Annotated in this window: 20 protein-coding genes and 1 tRNA gene; 10 read left to right on the top strand and 11 right to left on the bottom strand. The window is 65.2% G+C overall.

Translation table 11 applies throughout. The features are described from left to right. Positions 1 to 158 precede the first annotated feature (158 nt). Positions 159 to 1592 (top strand): pyruvate kinase, encoded by a 1434-nt coding sequence (gene pyk / locus C7443_RS01760; protein WP_110016855.1) that lies wholly within the window; start codon positions 159 to 161, stop codon positions 1590 to 1592. A 70-nt stretch (positions 1593 to 1662) separates the two neighbouring features. Here the strand turns inward: pyk and C7443_RS01755 are convergent, their stop codons facing one another. Then, positions 1663 to 3435, bottom strand: a complete 1773-nt coding sequence (locus C7443_RS01755; RefSeq protein WP_425467064.1) for a phosphoenolpyruvate carboxykinase (GTP) — start codon at positions 3433 to 3435, stop codon at positions 1663 to 1665. A gap of 218 nt (positions 3436 to 3653) precedes the next feature. Here C7443_RS01755 and C7443_RS01750 point away from each other — a divergent pair. Further along, a tRNA-Leu gene (locus tag C7443_RS01750) sits at positions 3654 to 3737 on the top strand. 186 nt (positions 3738 to 3923) lie between these two features. Here C7443_RS01750 and C7443_RS01745 read toward each other — a convergent pair. Next, positions 3924 to 5342 (bottom strand): alanine/glycine:cation symporter family protein, encoded by a 1419-nt coding sequence (locus C7443_RS01745; protein WP_110016853.1) that lies wholly within the window; start codon positions 5340 to 5342, stop codon positions 3924 to 3926. Positions 5343 to 5565: 223 nt separating this feature from the next. Between C7443_RS01745 and C7443_RS01740 the strand changes: the two genes are divergently transcribed. Together C7443_RS01740 and C7443_RS01735 are read left to right on the top strand one after the other, a co-directional pair. Beyond that, a complete protein-coding gene (locus tag C7443_RS01740; protein WP_170123446.1) occupies positions 5566 to 5961 on the top strand; it encodes a Rieske (2Fe-2S) protein in 396 nt (131 codons plus the stop codon). A gap of 284 nt (positions 5962 to 6245) precedes the next feature. Next, positions 6246 to 7598, top strand: coding sequence for an alanine/glycine:cation symporter family protein (locus C7443_RS01735; RefSeq protein ID WP_110016851.1), 1353 nt, complete (start codon positions 6246 to 6248; stop codon positions 7596 to 7598). Between the two features lie 320 nt (positions 7599 to 7918). Here the strand turns inward: C7443_RS01735 and C7443_RS01730 are convergent, their stop codons facing one another. The 4 genes from C7443_RS01730 to nudE all read right to left on the bottom strand — a co-directional run bounded on the left by C7443_RS01730 (position 7919) and on the right by nudE (position 11281). Beyond that, complete coding sequence (locus C7443_RS01730) at positions 7919 to 8590, bottom strand: Bax inhibitor-1/YccA family protein (RefSeq protein WP_110016850.1); 672 nt, start codon at positions 8588 to 8590, stop codon at positions 7919 to 7921. Positions 8591 to 8714: 124 nt separating this feature from the next. Beyond that, a complete protein-coding gene (gene zapE / locus C7443_RS01725) occupies positions 8715 to 9836 on the bottom strand; it encodes a cell division protein ZapE (RefSeq protein ID WP_110016849.1) in 1122 nt (373 codons plus the stop codon). Between the two features lie 78 nt (positions 9837 to 9914). After that, a complete protein-coding gene (gene cysQ / locus C7443_RS01720) occupies positions 9915 to 10733 on the bottom strand; it encodes a 3'(2'),5'-bisphosphate nucleotidase CysQ (protein ID WP_110016848.1) in 819 nt (272 codons plus the stop codon). After that, on the bottom strand, positions 10730 to 11281 hold the full coding sequence (gene nudE / locus C7443_RS01715) for an ADP compounds hydrolase NudE (RefSeq protein WP_110016847.1): 552 nt from the start codon (positions 11279 to 11281) through the stop codon (positions 10730 to 10732). The genes cysQ and nudE overlap by 4 nt, the downstream gene beginning before the upstream one ends. A 101-nt stretch (positions 11282 to 11382) precedes the next feature. Between nudE and yrfG the strand changes: the two genes are divergently transcribed. Next, complete coding sequence (gene yrfG, locus C7443_RS01710; RefSeq protein WP_110016846.1) at positions 11383 to 12060, top strand: GMP/IMP nucleotidase; 678 nt, start codon at positions 11383 to 11385, stop codon at positions 12058 to 12060. Between the two features lie 67 nt (positions 12061 to 12127). Here yrfG and C7443_RS01705 read toward each other — a convergent pair whose 3' ends face one another. Together C7443_RS01705 and gspG are read right to left on the bottom strand one after the other, a co-directional pair. Beyond that, positions 12128 to 13402 (bottom strand): lytic transglycosylase domain-containing protein, encoded by a 1275-nt coding sequence (locus C7443_RS01705; RefSeq protein ID WP_170123445.1) that lies wholly within the window; start codon positions 13400 to 13402, stop codon positions 12128 to 12130. Positions 13403 to 13537: 135 nt separating this feature from the next. Beyond that, the gene (gene gspG, locus C7443_RS01700; protein ID WP_110017019.1) at positions 13538 to 13990 is read right to left on the bottom strand and encodes a type II secretion system major pseudopilin GspG; all 453 of its coding nucleotides are present in this window, start codon (positions 13988 to 13990) and stop codon (positions 13538 to 13540) included. A 160-nt stretch (positions 13991 to 14150) separates the two neighbouring features. Here gspG and C7443_RS01695 point away from each other — a divergent pair, with 160 nt between their 5' ends. Together C7443_RS01695 and C7443_RS01690 are read left to right on the top strand one after the other, a co-directional pair. Beyond that, positions 14151 to 14915, top strand: a complete 765-nt coding sequence (locus C7443_RS01695) for a GNAT family N-acetyltransferase (protein ID WP_110016844.1) — start codon at positions 14151 to 14153, stop codon at positions 14913 to 14915. Positions 14916 to 15025: 110 nt separating this feature from the next. Continuing rightward, positions 15026 to 15697 (top strand): lysophospholipid acyltransferase family protein, encoded by a 672-nt coding sequence (locus C7443_RS01690; RefSeq protein ID WP_246004496.1) that lies wholly within the window; start codon positions 15026 to 15028, stop codon positions 15695 to 15697. Here C7443_RS01690 and C7443_RS01685 read toward each other — a convergent pair. Both C7443_RS01685 and C7443_RS01680 read right to left on the bottom strand, forming a co-directional pair. Beyond that, entirely contained in the window at positions 15679 to 16452 is a 774-nt protein-coding gene (locus C7443_RS01685; RefSeq protein WP_110016842.1) for a class I SAM-dependent methyltransferase, read from the bottom strand. The two genes, C7443_RS01690 and C7443_RS01685, sit on opposite strands and share 19 nt — an antisense overlap. Positions 16453 to 16571: 119 nt before the next feature. Continuing rightward, positions 16572 to 16970 (bottom strand): phasin family protein, encoded by a 399-nt coding sequence (locus C7443_RS01680; RefSeq protein ID WP_170123444.1) that lies wholly within the window; start codon positions 16968 to 16970, stop codon positions 16572 to 16574. Between the two features lie 235 nt (positions 16971 to 17205). On the opposite strand from C7443_RS01680, the gene C7443_RS01675 reads away from it, so the two are divergent. From C7443_RS01675 to C7443_RS01665, 3 genes are all read left to right on the top strand, one after another. Further along, on the top strand, positions 17206 to 18156 hold the full coding sequence (locus tag C7443_RS01675; protein WP_110016840.1) for a M14 family metallopeptidase: 951 nt from the start codon (positions 17206 to 17208) through the stop codon (positions 18154 to 18156). A 19-nt stretch (positions 18157 to 18175) separates the two neighbouring features. Then, on the top strand, positions 18176 to 19165 hold the full coding sequence (locus tag C7443_RS01670; protein ID WP_146213206.1) for a M14 family metallopeptidase: 990 nt from the start codon (positions 18176 to 18178) through the stop codon (positions 19163 to 19165). Positions 19166 to 19241: 76 nt separating this feature from the next. Next, entirely contained in the window at positions 19242 to 19544 is a 303-nt protein-coding gene (locus C7443_RS01665; protein WP_110017018.1) for a DUF1244 domain-containing protein, read from the top strand. Here the strand turns inward: C7443_RS01665 and C7443_RS01660 are convergent. After that, positions 19541 to 20458 carry a DMT family transporter gene (locus tag C7443_RS01660; RefSeq protein ID WP_110016838.1) on the bottom strand — a complete coding sequence of 306 codons (918 nt, stop codon included), beginning with the start codon at positions 20456 to 20458 and terminating at the stop codon, positions 19541 to 19543. The two genes, C7443_RS01665 and C7443_RS01660, sit on opposite strands and share 4 nt — an antisense overlap. Positions 20459 to 20612: the final 154 nt, after the last annotated feature.

Below are 20612 nucleotides of genomic sequence, written 5' to 3'. Positions count from 1 at the left end.
CTGTAATGCCTCACGCGGCCGGACATGCACTCAGGCGCTGGACGCCTGCTCGTACAGCAGGCGGTGCCGTTGTGCAGATGAGCACGCGCATGTCGTGCAAGAGACATGGCGACGGGTTAAAACGCCTTCACACCGATCCATCGCCGCGGAGTCGTCCCATGCACCGTGAACGCAACGCCAAGGTGGTCGCCACGCTTGGCCCGGCCAGTTCCAGCGCGCAAGTGATCCGCGCGCTCGTCGAGGCCGGGGCTGATCTGTTCCGCTTCAATTTCAGCCACGGCAGCCATGCCGATCACCGTGCCCGTTTCGACATCGTCCGCGCTGTCGAAAAGGAAGTCGGTCGTCCGCTCGGCGTGCTGATGGACCTGCAGGGGCCGAAGCTGCGCGTCGGCACTTTTGCCGAGGGGGTGGTGACGCTGGAGAGCGGCGCGCATTTCCGGCTCGATCTGGACGCCACGCCGGGCGATGCGACGCGGGCGCCGCTGCTGCATCCGGAAATCTTCGCCGCGCTCAGGCCCGGGGCCGCGCTGCTGATCGACGATGGCCGCGTGCACCTCGAAGTCGTCGACTGCGGCGCCGATTTCGCCGAGACGCGCGTCGTCAACGGCGGCGAGGTATCCAACCGCAAGGGCGTCAACGTGCCCTCGGTGGTGCTGCCGATCTCACCGCTGACCGAAAAAGATCGCGCCGACCTCGCCTTCGGGCTGGAGCTCGGCGTCGACTGGGTGGCGCTGTCGTTCGTGCAGCGGGCCAAGGACATGGCGGAGCTGCGCTCGCTGGTCGGCAACCGCGCGGCGATTCTCGCCAAGCTGGAAAAACCCTCGGCGATCGAGGATCTGAAGGCGATCGTCGAGCATTCCGACGCGATCATGGTCGCCCGCGGCGACCTCGGCGTCGAACTGCCGCCGGAGCGCGTGCCCGGCATCCAGAAGCGCATCATCCAGTGCTGCCGCGACGCGGGACGGCCGGTGATCGTCGCCACGCACATGCTCGATTCGATGGTGCACGCGCCGGTGCCGACGCGCGCCGAGGCTTCGGACGTGGCCACGGCGGTCTATGACGGTGCCGACGCGGTGATGCTGTCGGCCGAGTCGGCCTCGGGCGAATACCCGGTCGAGGCGGTGACGATGATGGATCGCATCATCCGCGAGGTCGAAGGCGATCCGTATTACCGGCGGATGATGGAAGCCAGCCAGCCGCAGCCGCAGAAGACCTCGGCCGATGCGGTGTGCGCCGCGCTGCGCGAGGTCACGCGCGTGCTCGGCATCGCCGCGACGGTGACCTACACCAGCTCCGGCTACACCAGCCTGCGCGCCGCTCGCGAGCGCCCGGAAACCCCGATCCTCGGCCTGACGCCGCACCTGCACGTCGCTCGCCGGCTGACGCTCGCCTGGGGCGTGTATCCGCTGCTCAGTGCGGATATCCACGGTGTTTCCGACATGATCGAGCACGCCAAGTATGCGGCGGTCTGCAACGGCTTTGCCCGTGGCGGCGACCGCCTGGCGATCGTCGCCGGCATCCCGTTCGCGCGGCCGGGCACGACCAATCTGCTGCATCTGGCGCATATCGAGCGCGGCGAAGTGCTCTGCTGAGCACGTCGCGGGCAGAAAAAAGGCGCCACCGTGTGGTGGCGCCCCGGTTCGAACAAGACTGCGCCGTCGCTCAGGCGGCGGCGAGCTTGGCTTCCAGCGCTTCCCGCGTGGTTTCGAGTTCGTCCCACAAGGCCCGCGGCATGTGTTCGCCGTACTTGTTGAAGTAGTCGCGGATGTCGTCGAGTTCCTTCTGCCAGGCGGCCGGATCGATCGACAGCAGTGCCTCGATGGTGTCGGCTTCGATGTCGAGGTTCTTGGTGTCGAGGTCACTCGGCGCCGGCATGTAGCCGATCGGGGTTTCGACGGCGTTGGCGGTGCCCTCGCAGCGGCCGAGGATCCACTCGATCACGCGCAGGTTTTCACCAAAACCCGGCCAGATGAAGTTGCCGTTGCCGTCCTGGCGGAACCAGTTGACGTGGAACACCTTCGGCAGCTTGCTGGATTTCTCGGCGAAGCCCAGCCAGTGCGTCCAGTAGTCGGCAAAGTTGTAGCCGCAGAACGGCTGCATCGCCATCGGGTCGCGGCGCACGACGCCGACCGCGCCGGTGGCGGCTGCGGTGGTTTCCGAGGCGACTGCGGCGCCGACCAGCACGCCGTGTTTCCAGTCACGCGCTTCGAACACCAGCGGCGCCAGTTCGGCGCGACGGCCGCCGAAGACGATCGCGGAGATCGGTACGCCGGCCGGGTCTTCCATGCGCTCCGAGGCGCTGGCGCACTGGCGTGCGGCGACGGTGAAGCGCGAATTCGGATGGGCCGCCGGGCCGCCAGCCGGATCGAAGGGATTGCCCTTCCAGTCGATGACCGGCACTTCGCTCTTGTTCTTGCCTTCCCACCAGGGCTGCTTGTCGGCGGTGACACCGACGTTGGTGAAAATGGTGTCGTGATCGAGCATGTTCAGCGCGGTCGGGTTGGTCTTCGGGCCGGTGCCGGGGGCGACACCGAAGAAGCCCGCTTCCGGGTTGATCGCCCACAGCTGGCCGTCCTCACCGAGGTGCAGCCAGGCGATGTCGTCGCCAACGGTCCAGACCTTCCAGCCCGGCATCGTCGCCGGCGGGATCAGCATCGCCAGATTGGTCTTGCCGCAGGCCGAGGGGAAGGCGGCGGCGACGTAGCGGGTCAGTCCTTCGGGATTCTGGATGCCGACGATCAGCATGTGCTCGGCCAGCCAGCCTTCGGACTTCGCCTGCCAGCTGGCGATGCGCAGCGCGTGGCACTTCTTGCCGAGCAGCGCGTTGCCGCCGTAGCCGGAGCCGATCGACTTGATCATCAGCTCTTCCGGGAAGTGCATGATGAAGCGGCGCTCGGGACTCAGGTCGCCGGTCGAGTGCAGGCCGCGCACGAAGTTGCCGTCGCGCTCGATGCGCGCCAGCGCCGCTTTGCCCATGCGCGTCATGACGCGCATGCTGAGCACGACATACAGGCTGTCGGTGATCTCGACGCCGCAGCGGGCCAGCGGTGAATCGATCGGCCCCATGCAGTAGGGCAGCACGTACATCGTGCGTCCCTGCATGCAGCCGTCGAACAGTGAATCGATCTTGTCATGGCCTTCGGCCGGCGAGATCCAGTTGTTGTTGGGGCCGGCGTCGTCGCGATTCTGCGTGCAGATGAAGGTCAGGTGTTCGGTGCGGGCCACGTCCGTCGGATGCGAGCGATGCAGGTAGCAGCTGGGGTGGGTCTCCTTGTTCAGCTCGATCAGATCGCCGGTCGCCAGCGCAATCTGGAGCAGTTCCTTGTATTCGGCGTCCGAGCCGTCGCACCAGTGGATGCGATCCGGCTTGGTCAGTTGGGCTACTTCTTCCACCCAAGCCTGGAGGGCTTCGTTCTTCGTGGTCATCAGCTGCAGCTCCTCAGGGGTCGCTAGATTCGACTAGTTGATATAGAGACGTGACGCGCGGGCGAGGAACGCCAGAGCCCGTGTCGTTGCGCTAAAGGTTGGCGTCCGGCGGAAAATGACACGGAACCCGACGGTGGTCCACCCGTCGGGCGTAGCGTTGTTTCAGCAGTGAAGTGTTACAGCCCCTTGTCCAGTGGCCCCAAATCCACGATACTCCGCCCCCCGTCGCCGGTGTGGCGGAATGGTAGACGCAGCTGACTCAAAATCAGCCGGGTAACACCGTGGGGGTTCGAGTCCCTTCACCGGCACCAGTTATTTATCAAGGGCTTACCAGCAATGGCAAGCCCTTTTTATTTGCCCGCTGCCGGTGGGGGCACACGGCTAGGCAGATGCCGCCGGCGCGCGCCGTACCGTGGTTGGCCTCGGGGTGCCACCGCATCGGGGGGCGCAGCCAGCACACGCCGCCGTTCTGCATGCCGCGCCGCGCCCTGGTTCGCTCAGCGTTCGCGCCAGATGTCCGGGTCGATCTCTCCGGCCAGCTCGGGGTATCTGGCGCTGTGGAAATGCGGCACGACGCCCTGCTTGCGCTGTTCGAAGTAATCGCGTGTGAGTTTGATGACGGTGCCCGACATCAGCACGATGGCGACGAGATTGATCGTGGCCATCAGTCCCATCGAGGCATCGGCGGCATTGAACACCGTCGACACGCTCTGCATCGCGCCCCATACGACCATCCCCAGCGTGCCGACGCGCAGCGTGTACAGCCCGGCTTTGTTGCCGATGCCGAGGTAGGTCATCGCGTTTTCGGCATAGGCGTAATTGGCCACGATCGAAGTGAAGGCGAAGAAAAAGATCGCCAGCGCGACGAAGTAGGTGCCAAAGCCGCCGAGGTGGACGTCCAGGGCCGCCTGCGTCAGCTCGGTGCCGGTGACACCGGAGCCCGGTGCCAGTACGCCTGAGAGCAGGATCATGATGGCGGTCGCACTGCAGATCACGATGGTGTCGATGAACACGCCGAAGGCCTGCACGAACCCCTGAGAGGAGGGGTGATGCGGGTCGGGTGTGGCGGTTGCGGCGGCGTTCGGCGCACTGCCCATGCCGGCTTCGTTGGAGAACAGGCCGCGTTTGACGCCGTTGAGCATCGCCGCGGTGATCGATCCGGCGACGCCGCCGGCGGCTTCCTCGATGCCAAAGGCGGATTTGACGATCAGCGCGAGGACGCCCGGCACCTCGGAGAAGTTAACGACGACGACATAGAGCGCAACCAGCACGTAGGCACCGGCCATGAACGGCACGACCCATTCGGCGAAGCGGGCGATGCCGCGGATACCGCCGAAGATGACGATAGCGGCGAGGGCCGCGATGGCCACGCCGACGGCGAGTTTCGGCACGCCGAAGGCGGCTTCCATCGCGCTGGAAATCGAGTTGGCCTGCACGGCGTTGAAGATCAGGCCGAAGGTGAGAATCAGACAAATGGAGAAAATCACGGCGGCCCAGGGCGCGCGCAGACCGCGGGCGATGTAGAAAGCCGGTCCGCCGCGGAATTCGCCGTCCTCGTTGCGGATCTTGTAAAGCTGCGCCAGGGTGCTTTCGGAATAGGCGGTGGCCATGCCGACGAAGGCGACCACCCACATCCAGAAAATCGCCCCCGGCCCGCCGAGGTAGAGGGCTACAGCCACGCCGGCGAGGTTGCCGGTGCCGACACGCGAGGCAAGGCTGGTACACAGCGCCTGGAACGGGGTGATACCGGATTTGTCACCGCCGCGCGAACCGACGATGGTGCGCAGCATTTCGGGGAAGTGCACGACCTGGACGAAGGCCAGGCGCAGCGTGAAGAAAATACCGACGGCGATCAGTCCGTAAATCAGGACGTAGCCCCAAAATATCGTGTTGAGAAAATCGATGATTGCGTCCACTGACGTTCGATCTCCCGTGTCTCGCCGTTGAAATGAAGCATTTCGATGATGCGGAGTGATGCTTTATGTCGCAAGTTAGTAGCAGCGCGCTGAGCGTGGCGCGTGGCATTTCTGATTTCCGCATCAGAACCAAGGGCTTAACGAGTCAGCGGGCCGCCATGCCACGGTCGTGCTCCGCTTGCGGACCGGTGTCCGCCACGGCTCGTGAATGAGGGAATCCAACGTGTCCGATGAATCGAAACCCCGCCTGCATATCTGCCGCAGTGATGAGCTCGTGGAAGGTCACTACCGGCGTATCGACGTCATCCTCGGCAAGCGGGCCGTCGTGCCACTGGTGGTGTTGCGTTATCAGGGGCAATGCCGTGCATACCGCAATCGCTGTGTGCATCAGGCTCTGCCGCTGGACTGCGATACCTACGAGCTGTTCGACGACAGCGGTCGCCTGCTGCGCTGCTCGACGCATGGCGTGACCTACGAGCCGTTGAGCGGTGTCGTCGTCAGCCCCCTGTGCGAGGGAATGAAGCTCACCGCTTTCAAAGTGCTGGAGGACGCCGATGGAATATGGCTGGTCGATGGCCGGGTGAAAGGACTGGCCGGCGCGACTCAGGGGGACGCCTGATGCCCCGGCGGTATAACCGACTCGGCTGCCGCTGGCCCACGGGCGGGTGTTACTGCTGCGCTACGTTTGCCGTCGTCGCCCGCTGTGGTGGGGGGCGGGCAATGTTTACCATCGTCGACTCCGACGGGCGTCTGCGCCGTACCGTTATTCGACAGCCTCATGCGCACGCGGCGCATGACGTGCGCCAGCCGCGTCGGCGACTGCTTTTTCCACCGGGCATCCGGGGCCTGTCACCGGGCGGTGAGCTGCGGCATGCCCTGACTTGCTGCAGGAGATCATGACCGATGGAGTTTCTCGAAAATCTGGTCAACACCGTTAATGGAATCGTCTGGGGACCGCCGATGCTGGTGCTGATTCTCGGCACCGGTTTGTTTTTGCAGCTGCGGCTCGGTGCGATGCCGATCCGCAGGATCGGCCACGGGTTCGCGCTGGTCTGGCGTGGCCGTAGCCGTGACGGCGACGGTGAAATCAGCGCGTTCGCGGCGTTGATGACCGCACTGGCGGCGACCGTCGGCACGGGCAACATCGCCGGCGTCGCCACGGCGATCGCCCTCGGCGGCCCCGGCGCCCTGTTCTGGATGTGGTGTACCGCGCTGGTCGGCATGGCGACCAAATACGCTGAGGTGCTGCTGGCGGTGCATTACCGCGAGGTCGACGATCACGGTGAACACATCGGCGGGCCGATGTATGCCATCAAGAACGGGCTGTCCAGCCGCTGGCGCTGGCTGGGGACCGCGTTTGCCGTCTTCGGCGGTCTGGCTGGCTTCGGCATCGGCAACATGGTGCAGGCCAACGGTATTTCCAGCGTGATGAATACGGCCTTCGGCGTGCCGGAATGGGCCTGTGGCGTCGGTCTGGCTCTGTTGACCGGCGCGGTGGTTCTCGGTGGTATTCGCCGCATCGGCGCCGCGGCCGAGGCGCTGGTGCCGTTCATGTGCATCAGCTATATCGTCTGTGCGCTGATCGTGCTGGTGGTATTCGCCGAGCGTTTGCCCGAGGCGCTGGGGCTGGTGTTCACGCATGCGTTCACGCCGGTCGCCGCCGGTGGCGGTTTTGCCGGTGCCGCCGTCTGGGCGGCGATGCGTTATGGCGTGGCACGCGGGGTGTTTTCCAACGAGGCCGGCCTCGGCACCGCCGGCATTGCGCAGGCCGCCGGCAGCACGCGCAGCGCCGTGCGTTCGGGCCTGATCGGCATGATGGGCACCTTCATCGATACGCTCATCGTCTGCACGCTGACCGGACTGGCGATCATCGCCTCGGGCGTGTGGAGTTCCGGTGACTCCGGGGCGGTGCTGTCCTCATCGGCTTTCGAAGCGGCCATGCCGGGCTTCGGCAAATATCTGCTGGCCATCGAACTTGCGGTGTTTGCGCTGACGACGATCTTCGGCTGGTGCTATTACAGCGAGAAATGCTGGGAATACCTGCTCGGCACGCGCAGCGAGTGGCCGTTCCGCTGGCTGTGGACGATTGCCGTGTTTTTCGGTGCCATTGCCCAGCTCGACTTCATCTGGCTGGTGGCCGACACGCTGAACGCCTTCATGGCCATCCCGAACCTGCTCTCGCTGCTGTTGCTTAGTCCGGTCGTCGTCAGCCTCAGCCGTGAATATTTCGCCGGGGAGAAACTTGCCCGTGCCTGAGTGGTCACAAACAGCTGTGGACTACTCCCGCTCCTGATGACATCGGGAGTTTGATCGGGCCGCCCGTGAGGGCGGCCTTCTTTTTTGGAGCAGGGCGCTGCAGCGTGTGCCCGCGATCAGGCGGTGCGCAGTGCTGTGGGCTCGGGACGTTGCCGCTCGCGTCCAAATCGGGGATGCGGCATGTCGATGAATGAGAAGGGCCGTTCCGGCGGACCTCGGGGAGGCGTAAGGCAGCTGCCAGCCAAAAAAAACCTCCACCGGTCGCGGTGGAGGCTTGTGCTCGTCAGGCGGTCGCCGGCACGGCCGGCGCAGCGTCAGGCTCAGTCGTCACCGCCGAGCACGCCGAGCAGCTGTAGCAGGTTGACGAACAGATTGAAGATGTCGAGATAGAGCGACACCGTCGCCATGATGTAGTTGGTTTCGCCGCCGTGGAGGATGGCGCTGGTGTCATAGAGGATGTAGCCCGACATCAGCAGCACGATCATCGCCGAGACGCCCAGGCTGAGCGACGGGATGTTGAACAGCGTCGCTCCCAATCCGGCCAGTACCGCGACGATCAGGCCGACGAACAGGAAGCCGCCCATGAAGCTGAAGTCCTTGCGCGACGTGAGCACGTAAGCCGACAGCGCCAGGAAGATGCCGCCGGTTGCCGCCATCGCCGTCATTACCGTTTCGGCGCCGTTCGGCAGCTTCAGGTACAGCGACAGGATCGGGCCGAGCGTGTAGCCCATGAAGCCGGTAAAGGCAAAGACCGAAACCAGGCCCCAGGCACTGTTGCGCAGGCGGCTGGTCAGGAACAGCAGACCGAACATGCCGACCAGCATCACCAGCCAGTGCATCGGCGGGGCATTGGTGACGACGGCATAGGCTGCGGTCGCGCCGCTGAACAGCAGCGTCATCGACAGCAACATATAGGTGTTGCGCAGGACCTTGTGCGTAGACAGTACGCTGCTTTGCGCACCGCTCAGCACGGTTTCATTGCGGGCGATCATCGTGAGGCGTCCTCCTTCATGAATCAGAATGGACGGTTTGAGCCGTCCGCGCGGACAAGGTTCAATCCCTTGTGTGTCTGATATTACAGGTGAGATATCGCCTTTTGGCAATCTGCCTGGATACTCAGGGCAGATGCGGCGCAGCGAGGTACTCCTTGGACTGCATTTCCTCAAGACGGGAGACCGTGCGCTGATACTCGAACTTGAGTTTTTCGCCGCGGTAGAGGGTCTCGCAGGGCGCTTCAGCGGAGATGAACAGGTTGACGCTGCGGTCGTAGAACTCATCGACCAGATTGAGGAAGCGCCGGGCCTGATTGTCCAGGGTCCAGTCGAGCACCGGCACACGGCTGATCAGCACGGTGTGGAACTGGCGCGCGATCTCGATGTAGTCGTTCTGACTGCGCGGGCCGTCACAGATTTCCGGAAAATCGAACCAGACGACACCGTCGGCGAGCAGGCGCGTGCGGATCAGCCGGCCTTCCACTTCCAGGCGGGCATTGGGCTTGCCGGCTTCGGGGGCCAGCATCGTGAAGGACTCGGCCAGGGCCTGTTCCGCCGCGGCATCGAGGGGCGTGTGGTAGGTCCGCGCCCGTTCGAGGTAGCGCAGGCGGTAGTCGGTGCCGCCATCGACGTTGAGGATTTCGCAGTGGTCCTTGAGCAGCTCGATCGCCGGCAGGAAGCGGGCGCGCTGCAGGCCGTTCTTGTACAGATCATCCGGCGGAATGTTGGTCGTCGTCACCAGCACCACGCCGCGCTCGAACAGGGCGGCCAGCAGGCCGTAGAGCAGCATCGCGTCGGTGATATCGGAGACGAAGAATTCATCCAGGCACAGTACGCGGGTGTTGGCTGCCAGCTGCTCGGCGACGATCTTCAGCGGGTCCTGCTGATGTTTCACGTCCTTCAGGCGCGCATGCACCATCTGCATGAAGCGGTGAAAGTGCAGGCGCTGCTTTTCCTGGATCGGCAGCGCCTCGAAGAACGTGTCCACCAGATAGGTCTTGCCGCGGCCGACACCTCCCCAGAAATACAGCCCCTTGATCTGCTGGCGCGGGCTGTCCGTGTCATGCGTGCGTCCGAGCAGGCGTCCGAACAAGCCGCCCGAACTTTTGTGCGGCACCGGCGCGGCGACCGGCGTGGCGACGATCTCATCGCGCAGGCGCTGCAGATGGCGAATGGCGTTTTCCTGCGCGGGGTCGTGGATGAAACCGGGGCGGGCGAGATCCTGGCGGTAATGGGCAAGCGGCATGAACGTGATCTGCGTGACGGGCGAAACGGGCTCGAAGCAACGGATTGTGCGGCGCCACAGGGTGTGCGGCAAGGCGCCTCAGACGCGCGGCTTGCGCCGCGGCAGGTAGCGCGTCCAGTCATGGCGGGGATCGCCGAAGGCGAAAAAGTCGGGATTGCCCAGCGTCGGGCGCGCGTTGTAGCGCAGTGGCAGCAGAGCGACGTCGGTCAGGCCGCCGCCGGCTTCTTCGAGCAGGATCTGCGAGGCGGCGGTGTCCCATTCGCTGGTCGGGCCGAAGCGCGCGTAGAGATCGGCCTGCCCTTCGGCGATCAGGCAGGCTTTCAGTGCACTGCCCACCCCCAGATAGTCGTGCTTGCCCAGATGTTCGAGGTAGGTCTGCAGCGGGTGCGTGGTATGCGTGCGCGAACCGATCACCCGTACCGGGCCGTCGCCGAGCGGCTGGCAGGCGATGCGCCGCGGTGGCGATTGCGGTACGTGCTTCCAGGCACCGCCACCGCGCCAGGCGAAATAGGTCACGCCGCTGACCGGGATCATGATCAGGCCGAAGATCGGTGCATGATCTTCGATCAGCGCGATGTTGATGGAGAACTGGTCACTGCGGGCGATGAATTCGCGGGTGCCGTCGAGTGGATCGACCAGCCACAGCCGGTTCCAGGCAATGCGCTCGGCGCACGAAATGTGGATCGATTCTTCGGAGAGGACAGGCACCTGCGGCGTCAGTGCGCGCAGCGCCGGCACGATGACGTTGTGGGCCGCGAGATCGGCCGTCGTCACCGGCGTGTGATCGGCTTTCTCCTCGATGGTGAAGGCTCCCCGGTAGACCGCCAGGATGGCTTGCGCGGCACGTTGCGCAATTGCGTGCACGGGCGGCACGAGCGCGGAGAGCTCGATATTCATGTCTGCTGCGCGGACAGGTACTCGCGCGCGAGGAACAGCGCGGCAATCGAGCGTGCCTCGGTGAAATCACCGCAGGCGAGGAGGGCATCGAGCTGCGACAGCTTCCAGGGAACGACTTCGAGTTCTTCCGGCTCGTCACCGGGGCGACGCTCCGGATACAGCGATTCGGCCAGCACCAGATGCGTCTGATAGGCGAAATAGCCGGGTGCGATCGTCGTCGTGCGCAGCAGCGTGAGTTTTTCGGCGCCGTGGCCGACCTCTTCCATGATCTCGCGGTTGGCGGCGGCGAGAGCATCTTCGCCGGCCTCGATCACGCCCTTGGGAAAGCCGAGTTCGTAACTGTGCGTGCCGGCGGCGTATTCGCGCACCAGCAGCAGGGTGTCGGCATCGAGCATCGGCACGATCAGCACCGCGCCGCGGCCGCCGCCGGGCACGCGTTCGTATTCGACCTCATGACCATTGGAAAAACGCAGGCCGACACGCTCGACACGGAACAGTCGACTGCTGGCAACGACGGTACTGGAGAGAATTTCGGGTAGTTTGCGCATGGGCGGATTGTCGTCGGGAAGGACGGCCGTGAACAAGCACGAGACGCAGGTGAAGTGATGCCTGCGCAATAATTCACATCTCGAACCGGGAGAAAACGTCGATGACGCCGTTGCCATGGAGCCGTATCGATACCGTCCTGCTGGATATGGACGGCACGCTGCTCGACCTGCATTTCGATAATCATTTCTGGCTGGAACACCTGCCGCGCCGCTATGCCGAGCTGAAAGGGCTCGATCCCGAACAGGCACGCAGCGACGTGCTCGCGCGCTACCGTGCCGCCGAGGGCACGCTGGCGTGGTACTGCATCGATCACTGGGGGCAGGAGCTGGGCCTCGATGTGCCCGAGCTCAAGCGGGAAGTGGATCATCTGATCCGCTTTCTGCCGGGTGCACTGGATTTTCTCGATGCGCTGCGGGCGGCTGGCAAGCGGGTCGTGCTGGCGACCAACGCACACCCGTACAGCCTCGCGCTCAAGGCTGAAAAGACCGGACTTGGCGGCCATTTCGACGAGCTGCTCAGCTCACACGATTTCGGCGCACCGAAGGAACATCCGGCGTTCTGGTCTGCCTTTCACGAGCGGCTGGGATACGACCCGGCGCGCACGCTGTTTGCCGATGACAGCCTGAAGATCCTGCGCGCCGCGCGCGACTACGGTCACATCACCCATCTGGTGTCGGTGCTGCATCCGGACAGCTCGCAGGGTGTCCGCCCCAGCGGTGAGTTCCTGGCCGTTCGCCATCTCGACGAATTGCTGCCGGTACTGCCGAGCAGTGAGTGAGCGGCATAAAAAAACGTGATGCCGGAGCATCACGTTTTTGCGGGCGGAACGGCGCTGCGCAGTGTGCTCAGCGCGTGCGTCCGCGGCGTGAGCGCGGTGCGACAGGGCGCGGCGTATCGACCATCGCGAGCAGTTCCGGCGGCGTCGTCGGCTGGCCGTTGGCCGCGAGGCGATTCAAGGTACCCGCCGGTACCCAGACCGTTGCGCCAGCCGGCAGCATGGCGTTGCCATTGACGGCAGACGACGACCAGGCCTGGTTCATGCCGGCCAGCCGGTCGACAGAGGTACCGTAGTAACTGGCCAGATGCGGCGCCGAGGTCGGGTGGTCCAGCGTGAACGATTCGGCCGGCAGCGGCGCTTCGCGGGCGACGTCATGACCGAGGAAGCGGCGCGGGTTGCGCGCCACTTCACGCGCGGCGAGGAACTGCGCATAGAAGTTGCGTGAGGCGAAGCCGAAGCTCGAACCGTCATAAGAAGCGACGATCTGGCCGAAGTCGGTGCCGTACTGGCTCTTTGCCTTGGCCATGCCGCCGATGCCGTGATTGTACGAGGTGATCGCCAGTGACCAGTCACCGAGCCGTGAATACGCACCGGACAGGTAGCGGGCCGCGGCTTTGGCGGAAATGATCGGGTCGAGGCGTTCGTCGGTGGCCGGGTGCAGCACCATGTAGTCGCGGGCGGTTGCCGGCATGAACTGCCAGATACCGGCGGCACCGACCGAGGAGCGGGCGCTGGCCTGGAACGAGGACTCGACGTGTGGCAGATAGGCGAGGTCTTCCGGCACCCCGGCCTGACGGAAGATCTGGCGGAACTGATTGTCGTAGCGCCCGCTGATGGCGATGCCGCGCGTGAAGCGCTCGCGAATGCCGCGCTGCGCGCGCAGGCGGTCGGCGGCACCGCTGACACCCGTGGTGCCGGCACTGCTGGCGACGATCTTGGCCCGCAGGGCTTTTTCATCCGCCGTGAGCGATTCGCCGCTCACGACTTTGCGTTCCAGCTCACGCAGCTGGCTTTCCAGTGTGTCTTTGCGCGCGCGCAGGTAGGTGCGCTGATCGTTGCGCAGACCTTCTCCGGTCGGCTGCGGCAGGTCGACGACTTCATAGACCAGGTCGAGGTAGCGATCGTCGTGCAGCGCGTACTGGCCAAGCCCCCACTGCGAGTAGACCTTTTCCCAGAACTCCACCTGCGGGCGCAGCGTCGGTGGCGCAGGGAACGGGCCGGACTGGACGTACGGGCCGGTGTCGGGGCGGCGATGGCCATCGTCGACACTGGCGCAGGCTGCCAGAGCAGCCAGCAGGACAGCCGCCGACAGGCGGCCGGACAGGGCGCGGATGGACTTCAATTCGGTGACTCCCTGGAAAAAAATCGGTCGGCTGCAGACCGGTGGCGGTGCCGGCAAGCACTGCGGATCATCTTGTTTTGATTGAGACCTTATAGGCGCTTTGCAGAGCTTGCGGCAAGCGTCCGGTCGCGCTTATCAGGGTTCACCGAGATTCCAGTTGCCGAGGTCGGCATCGACGCCCTCGCCCCCGGGATGGCCGTCGGCGCCGAGCGAAAAAATATCGATCGGTCCGTGCTGGCCGGGATTGGCATACAGGTAGGTGCGCCCCCACGGATCCTTCGGAATCCGCTCGCGGAACGGTTCATACGGACCACGCCAGTTGGTCGCTTCCGGTGCCTCGGTGGGCAGGTGCACCAGGGCGTCGAGCCCCTGGGCCGTGGTCGGGTAGCGGCCGTTGTCATGCTTGTAGCGGTTGAGCGCGTCTTCGAACTGGCGGATCTCGATGCGGGCGGTGCGCTGGCGTTTTTCGTCCGGTCGCTCCATGACCCGCGGAATGATCAGCGCCGCCGCGATCAGCAGGATCACCAGGACGGCGAAGTATTCGATGAGGGTGAAGCCGCCGTGGCGGCGGTTGGGAAGGGCAGGCATCGTGGGCAGCGGCTCGGCAAACAAGGCGCCGGCATCATAGCAGAGGCCCTGCGGCGCGATGCCGGCGTCACGCTGACGTCATGGCGGTGCAAAGGCGGCGCAATCGAGGGTGCACAGACTCGTCGCGAAAAATCGGGCATCGGTTCCGGAGTCTGCCGCCATGAGTTCAACACCCAGCGTCGCCCCTATAGAACGTGTTCAGCGTAACGTCAGCCGCCTGCAGATCAGCTTTGCGCGCAGCGAGCGTGAACTGCGGGAATCACAGCGCCTGCGCTACGAGATCTTCGTCGATGAAATGGGCGCCACGCTGCACAACCGCATCCCCGGACATGATCACGACGCACTCGACGAACACTGCCGCCATCTGCTGGTGCGCGATGCCGGCAGCGGCCAGCTGATCGGCTCGACGCGCATCCTGACCGATGTCACGGCGCGCGCGGCGGGCGGTTTTTACTCCGAGGGTGAATTCGACATCGAGGCGATCCGCCGCCTGCCCGGACGCATCATGGAGATCGGCCGCACCTGCGTGCATCGCGACTATCGCAGCGGTGCGACGATCGCCACGCTGTGGTCCGGGCTCGCCGAGTTCGTCGCCGACGAGGGCATCAATTACCTGATCGGCTGCGCCAGCGTGCCGCTGGCCGACGGCGATGCCCAGCGCATCTTCTCGGACCTGTCGCAGAAGTACATGACGCCGGCGCAGCTGCGTGTCACGCCGAAGCTCGCGCTGCCGCGCCAGGATCTGCTGGCGCACAGTGACTACCAGCTGCCGCCGCTGCTGAAAGCGTATCTGCGCGTCGGCGCCCGCATCGGCGGCGAGCCCTGCCTCGATCCGGATTTCAAGTGTGCGGATCTGTTCATCCTGCTCGATACGGTGAATCTGGAGCGGCGCTACGCCCGTCACTTCCTCGGTCGGCCGCAGTAATGGCGAGCTTTCAACCTACTTTGCGCAGGGTGCTGCGTCTGCCGCTGGTCGTCGCGCACATCGCCGTGGGCTGCGTGGTCGCTGCCTGTCTGCCACACGGGGCGGGCCGCGTGCCGTCGCCATGGCCGATGGTGCTCTGGTGCCGGATCTTCTGCCGCATCCTCGGCGTGCGCACGACGGTCTACGGCGATCCGGTCGGCGGGCGGGCACTGTTCGTCGCCAACCATATTTCGTGGCTCGACATCATGGCGATCGCCGCCGTCTGTCCGACGCATTTCCTGGCCAAGGCCGAAGTGGCCGACTGGCCGCTGGTCGGCTGGCTGTGCCGGCGGGCCGGCACGGCGTTCATCCGCCGTGGCAGTACGGGGGGCGCGCGTGCCGCCGCCGAGGAAATGGTCTGGCGGCTGAAGCGCCGCGGCGAGCGTGTGCTGGTGTTTCCGGAAGGCACCTCGACTGACGGCCAGAACGTGCGCCGCTTTTTCCCGCGCCTGTTCCAGGCCGCCCAGCTGGCGCGCTGCCCGGTGCAGGCTCTGGCGCTGCGCTATCCGCATGCTGAGGGCATTCATCCGAGTGTGCCGTTCGTCGGTGATGACGAGTTTCTCGCGCACCTGTGGCGCCTGCTTGGCGAGCGGCGTATCGACGTCGAAATGCATTTCGGCGAGCCCCTGCCGCCATCTCTGGGGCGCGATGAACTCGCGCGCAGTGCCCACGAGCAAATCCTCGCTGCACTCGACAGCAGCCGTGAGCGTGAGCTCGGCCGCCTTCACGCCATCGGCAGATAGACGTCGTAGCGTGTGTTGGGGCTGCTGATGCTGAAGGCCGGCGCTCGTTCGGCGAGTGGCGGCGCCCGCTTCGGACGCTTGACGACGACCCGCCGGCGCGCGCCGTGCAGCGCTGCCTGCAGCAGTTCGGCGCCGTCGGTATCGCTGCCGACGATCACCTGGAAGGCGCGCATTTCTTTTTTCACCAGCGCGGATTTGTCGCGGTGCGGGTACATCGGGTCGAGGTAGACGACGTCCGTCACCTGCGGATGCTGCTGCAGCCAGGCGATGGCATCAGCGTGCACCAGCTGCATGCGTTCACGCACATAAGCGCCGATTTCGGCATCGGCACTCGCGCGTTGCAGGCCGTCGGCAAGCAGCGCCGCGATTGCGGGATGGCGTTCGAGCAGCGTGACCGCGCAGCCGAGGCTGGCCAGCACGAAGGCATCGCGCCCGAGCCCGGCCGTGGCGTCGACCACGCTGGGCGTCTGCGCCTGCTTCAGACCGACCGCTTTGGCGAGCGGCTGGCCGCGCCCGCCACCGAAGCGCCGCCGGTGCGCGGCATGACCCTCGACCCAGTCGACATAAATCGGGCCGGGTGCATCCGCGCCGTGTTCGATGAGGGCCAGTCGTTCCCCGTCCATGCACAGAGTGAAGCGGGCGTCGGCAGTGGCATCCGGCAGCAGCCAGGGTAGGGCGAAACGCCGGGCAATTTCCTGTGCTTCGGGGATGCGCTCGGGCGCGGTGCAGTACAAGGGGATGGCAGTCGGATTCATGGCGCGCGCACCGTAGCGGACTGCGTGCAGGCACGCCAGCGAAGTGGCATGAAGGGCATAAAAAAACGCCCGGCACGGGGCCGGGCGTTTGATGCAGAGCGTGCGTTGCGGGCGCTGGATCAGGCCGCAGCGGCGGTCTTGCGCGAGCTCTTCGGCGCAGCGACGACTGCCTTCGGGGTCAGGGCGACACCGCTCTCGGCGGCCAGCGTCTCGAACTCACCCTTGAACGAGGCGACCAGCGCGGTCAGGGCCTTGCCGTCGTCGATCAGCTTCTGGCGCAGGACGGTCGCGGCTTCCACCTGGGCTTCACCGAAGCTCTTCAGGGATTCGAGGTCGGAGACCTCGGTGGCAGCCTTCAGACGGGCCAGGCCGAAATCGCTGTAGGCGTGCAGCAGGCTCATCTGGAACGCGGCGAGCTTTTCCAGATTGGCGATGAACAGCTTGTTGGCCTTGACCAGCGGAGCGGTGTAGGCCGAGGACTTGGCGACGAATTCTTCAAACAGCTCAGTGTTGTACATGGCAGTCTTCCCCTGGGTCGTTACGTGAGATGGATGGTTGATCAGCTTCTGTTGCGGTGCAGCATAACAAAGGTAATTGTGCGTCGCAACAATTTCTTCGGCGATCTTGAGAAGGGGCTTTTGCGGGTATGCGCGGCGATCCGCGGAGCGGCATGGTTGGAGCATCGGTACCCCTGTGCCAAACTCGCGCCCCAATGGCTGAAGTTCACCGCCGCCTCACAGCGAAGAACCCGTCATGGAAAAACATGTGGAAACCATCTTCTCCCTCGATATGCCATATCGGGAGCGGATGAAGGTGGTGCGCAGTGTCTACCGGGGGCAGGGCGGGCCCCGGGTCGCGGTGGTTTCGGGCATCCACGGTGATGAGCTGGAGGGCCTGTACCTGTGCCACCGCATCGCCGCCTGGCTCGACTGGCTGGCAGCCAATCACCCGCAAAGCCTGCTCGGCACCATCGAACTGTATCCGGGGCTCAATCCCCTGGGGCTGGATACGCTGGCGCGGACGGTGCCGCCGTACGGCGTGGATCTGAACCGTACTTTCCCCGGCCACGCCGGCGGCGTCATGCCGCAGCGTATCGCTGATTGTGCGATGCGGGCGCTGGCCGGCTGCGCGCTGGTGGTCGACGTGCACGCCAGCAATATCTATCTGCGCGAAATTCCGCAGGTGCGCATCAATCATCTGTTTGCCGACAGCCTGCTGCCGCTCGCCGAGAACATGAATGTCGACGTGATCTGGCTGCATGGCGCCGTGACGGTGCTGGAAGCTTCGATCGCCCACAGCCTGAACGCGCAGGATGTGCCGGCGCTGGTGGTCGAAATGGGCGTCGGCATGCGCCTGACACCTGAGTACACCGAGCAGCTGCTCGCCGGTCTGCTCAATACCTGGCAGCAGCTCGGGGTGCTCGCCGCCGACCTGGAGCTGCCGGCGGTGCAGCGCCGCCCCCGGCTTGCGCATGAAGACAACGTCTATTACCTCAACGCTGCCACCTCGGGGCTGTTCGTGCCGAACGTCGCGCACTGGATGGAGGTGCGCAAGGACGGGCTGCTGGGGCGTATCGTCTCGCCGCTGGAAGGTCAGACGCTGGCTGAAGTGCGTTCACCGGTCGACGGTGTGCTGTTCACGCTGCGCGAGTATCCGCTGGTTTATGAGGGCTCCCTGATGGCCCGTGTCATGGCGCACGCCTGAGCGCAAAGGACTCCCATCGATGAACCCGACGCTATTACGGATGACCGCGCCCCTGCGCGACGACTTCGACATTCCTTATCACGATGTCGGTCCCAGGGAGCGGACGCCGCGCATCGCCCTGGTGGCCGGACTGCACGGTAACGAGCTCAACGGCGTGTTCGTGCTGGCCCGGCTTGCGGCGTTTCTGCGCGACCTCGACGAGGGTAAGCGTCCGGGGCAGCGTCTGCTCGAACGCGTGCTGATCGTGCCGGCGGTCAACGTGCTCGGTGTCAACCTGCTGTCGCGTGTCTGGCCGTTCGACAAGATCGACCTCAATCGTGCCTTCCCCGGCCTGGAGGGCGGCGAGACCACGCAGCGCATCGCCGCGGCCCTGCTGGCGCTGACACGCACGGCCTACTACCGCGTCGACATCCACAGTTCCAACGGCGAGCTCGAAGAGCTGCCGCAGGTGCGTCTCTACGAACCCAATGACGACGAGCGCGAGACCGCCTGCCTGTTCGGTCTGCCGGCGGTGATCGAGCGGCCGCAGAACAAGCTGTTCACGACGACGCTGGCGCATGCCTGGCGCGCACACGGCGGAGAGAATTTCGTGCTGCAGGCCGGTATGGCCGGCGATCTGCAGACGCGCCACTGCGAAATGCTGTTCCGTTCGCTGGTGGCGTTTCTCGACCGTACCGGCATCGTCGAAGGCCTGACGCTGTCGGATGAAGAAGAAGATCTGCACTACTTCGGCTTGCGCCAGACCTATGCGCTGCTGACCAATCAGGCTGGATTCTTCGTCTGCCGCGTCGAGGTCGGCCGCTGGGTGCAGGCCGGCGATCTGGTCGGTCATATATATGATGGCTTCAGCGGTGACCTGAAATGCGACGTCATCTCGCCGGTGCCCGGGTTGATCAGCTGCGTGCGGCGTCAGCCGCTGCTGTTCGAGGGCGATCTGCTGATGCGCATCCAGACGCCGGACGATTCCGGCAACGATGCCGAGGCGCTGCTGCACGCTCAGGGACAGTGAAGACCGCGCGCTGCCCGTGGTGCCACGGCGCTGCCGTCGTGGCCGTTTTCGGATCGGAGATCACGCCATGATCGACATAGATGAAAGCACCCGCACCGAGATCGAAGCGGCTGCCTTCCGGCAGCTGGTCGCGCATCTGCGCGAGCGCAACGACGTGCAGAACATCGATCTGATGAATCTCGCGGGTTTCTGCCGCAACTGCCTGTCGAAATGGTACCGGGCCGCGGCCGAGGCGCGTGGCGTCGAGCTCGACTACGAGGGCGCCCGCGAAATCATCTACGGCATGCCCTATGCGCAGTGGAAAGCGAACTACCAGCAGGAAGCGTCTGCCGAGCAGCAGGCGGCGTTTACGCAGGCGGTGGCCGGGCAGCGCGATTAGCGCGGCGTGCCGAGGCACTCGACCGTCGTCCGCCGCTGTAGCAGCGGGGAGAGCTGGGCGACGAGGGTGCCGACGAGCATCAGCGCGCAGCCGCCGATGGCGCGCGGTGTCAGTCCTTCGTCGAGAATCCACCAGCCGGTCAGCGCGGCGAACAGGGCTTCCAGGCTCATCAGGATCGCGGCATGGGCTGCGGGGGCGTCCTTCTGCGCAATCACCTGCAGCGTGTAGGCGATGCCGACCGAGCACACGCCGCCGTAGGCGACCGCCGGCGCTGCGGCGACGATGTCGGCCCAGCGGATCGGCTCGAACATCACCGCGGCCAGCAGACTCAGCGCCGCGCAGACGAAGAACTGGATACAGGCCAGGCGCACGGCATGTGTGCGTGGGGCGATGGCATCGATCAGCAGCACGTGGGCAGCCCAGAAGCAGGCGCCGAGCAGCTGCAGCCAGTCGCCGGGGGCGACGGTGAAATCGGACTGCACGCTGAGCAGGTACATGCCGCCGACCGCCAGCGCCGCGCCGCCCCAGGTGCCGGCCATGATCCGGTGGCGCAGCAGCAGCCAGCCGAAGACCGGCACCAGGATCACATACAGGCCGGTGATGAAACCGGCGTTGGCGACCGAGGTGTAGAGCAGGCCGAGCTGCTGCAGCGAGGCGCCGATGAACAGCACGCTGCCGGCAGCGGTGGCCAGCAGCGCCAGGCGGCGACCCGACAGGGGATGGGCATGAGGAACGCCACGCTCAGGCCGCAGGGCGAGGGGCAGTACCACCAGTGCACCCAGCAGGAAGCGCAGGCCGTTGTAGAGCATCGGACCGACGGCATCCATGCCGAGCCGCTGCGCAACGAAGGCAGATCCCCAGATCGCTGCGGTCAACAGCAGCAACAGGTCGGCACGGAGGACTCGGGAGGGCATGGTGGCAGGTCGGCGCGGAGGGCAGGCGGGCGAGGCCCGAAAAAAAGGGGCAGCAATTCTGCAGGAGTCTGCAGAGGGTGCCAAGTCATTCCTGGCATGCCGGTGTATCGTCGGCTTGACTTCCTGAAGGGGAAAACAGGCTTGCCAGGCCGCG

Source organism: Plasticicumulans acidivorans (genome assembly GCF_003182095.1).
Taxonomy (GTDB): domain Bacteria; phylum Pseudomonadota; class Gammaproteobacteria; order Competibacterales; family Competibacteraceae; genus Plasticicumulans; species Plasticicumulans acidivorans.
Note: the sequence above shows the minus strand (reverse complement) of the source record. Positions and strands in the feature narration are given on the sequence as shown.

What these genes read in the sequence shown, in the direction of transcription:
- gspG (WP_110017019.1), bottom strand. Translation starts at nt 13,990, where the DNA reads ATGCCTGCCCTTCCCAACCGCCGCCACGGCGGCTTCACCCTCATCGAA.
- yrfG (WP_110016846.1), top strand. Translation starts at nt 11,383, where the DNA reads ATGACGCCGTTGCCATGGAGCCGTATCGATACCGTCCTGCTGGATATG.
- C7443_RS01685 (WP_110016842.1), bottom strand. Translation starts at nt 16,452, where the DNA reads ATGAATCCGACTGCCATCCCCTTGTACTGCACCGCGCCCGAGCGCATC.
- C7443_RS01730 (WP_110016850.1), bottom strand. Translation starts at nt 8,590, where the DNA reads ATGATCGCCCGCAATGAAACCGTGCTGAGCGGTGCGCAAAGCAGCGTA.
- cysQ (WP_110016848.1), bottom strand. Translation starts at nt 10,733, where the DNA reads ATGAATATCGAGCTCTCCGCGCTCGTGCCGCCCGTGCACGCAATTGCG.
- zapE (WP_110016849.1), bottom strand. Translation starts at nt 9,836, where the DNA reads ATGCCGCTTGCCCATTACCGCCAGGATCTCGCCCGCCCCGGTTTCATC.
- nudE (WP_110016847.1), bottom strand. Translation starts at nt 11,281, where the DNA reads ATGCGCAAACTACCCGAAATTCTCTCCAGTACCGTCGTTGCCAGCAGT.
- C7443_RS01675 (WP_110016840.1), top strand. Translation starts at nt 17,206, where the DNA reads ATGGAAAAACATGTGGAAACCATCTTCTCCCTCGATATGCCATATCGG.
- C7443_RS01670 (WP_146213206.1), top strand. Translation starts at nt 18,176, where the DNA reads ATGAACCCGACGCTATTACGGATGACCGCGCCCCTGCGCGACGACTTC.
- C7443_RS01680 (WP_170123444.1), bottom strand. Translation starts at nt 16,970, where the DNA reads ATGTACAACACTGAGCTGTTTGAAGAATTCGTCGCCAAGTCCTCGGCC.
- C7443_RS01735 (WP_110016851.1), top strand. Translation starts at nt 6,246, where the DNA reads ATGGAGTTTCTCGAAAATCTGGTCAACACCGTTAATGGAATCGTCTGG.
- pyk (WP_110016855.1), top strand. Translation starts at nt 159, where the DNA reads ATGCACCGTGAACGCAACGCCAAGGTGGTCGCCACGCTTGGCCCGGCC.
- C7443_RS01660 (WP_110016838.1), bottom strand. Translation starts at nt 20,458, where the DNA reads ATGCCCTCCCGAGTCCTCCGTGCCGACCTGTTGCTGCTGTTGACCGCA.
- C7443_RS01695 (WP_110016844.1), top strand. Translation starts at nt 14,151, where the DNA reads ATGAGTTCAACACCCAGCGTCGCCCCTATAGAACGTGTTCAGCGTAAC.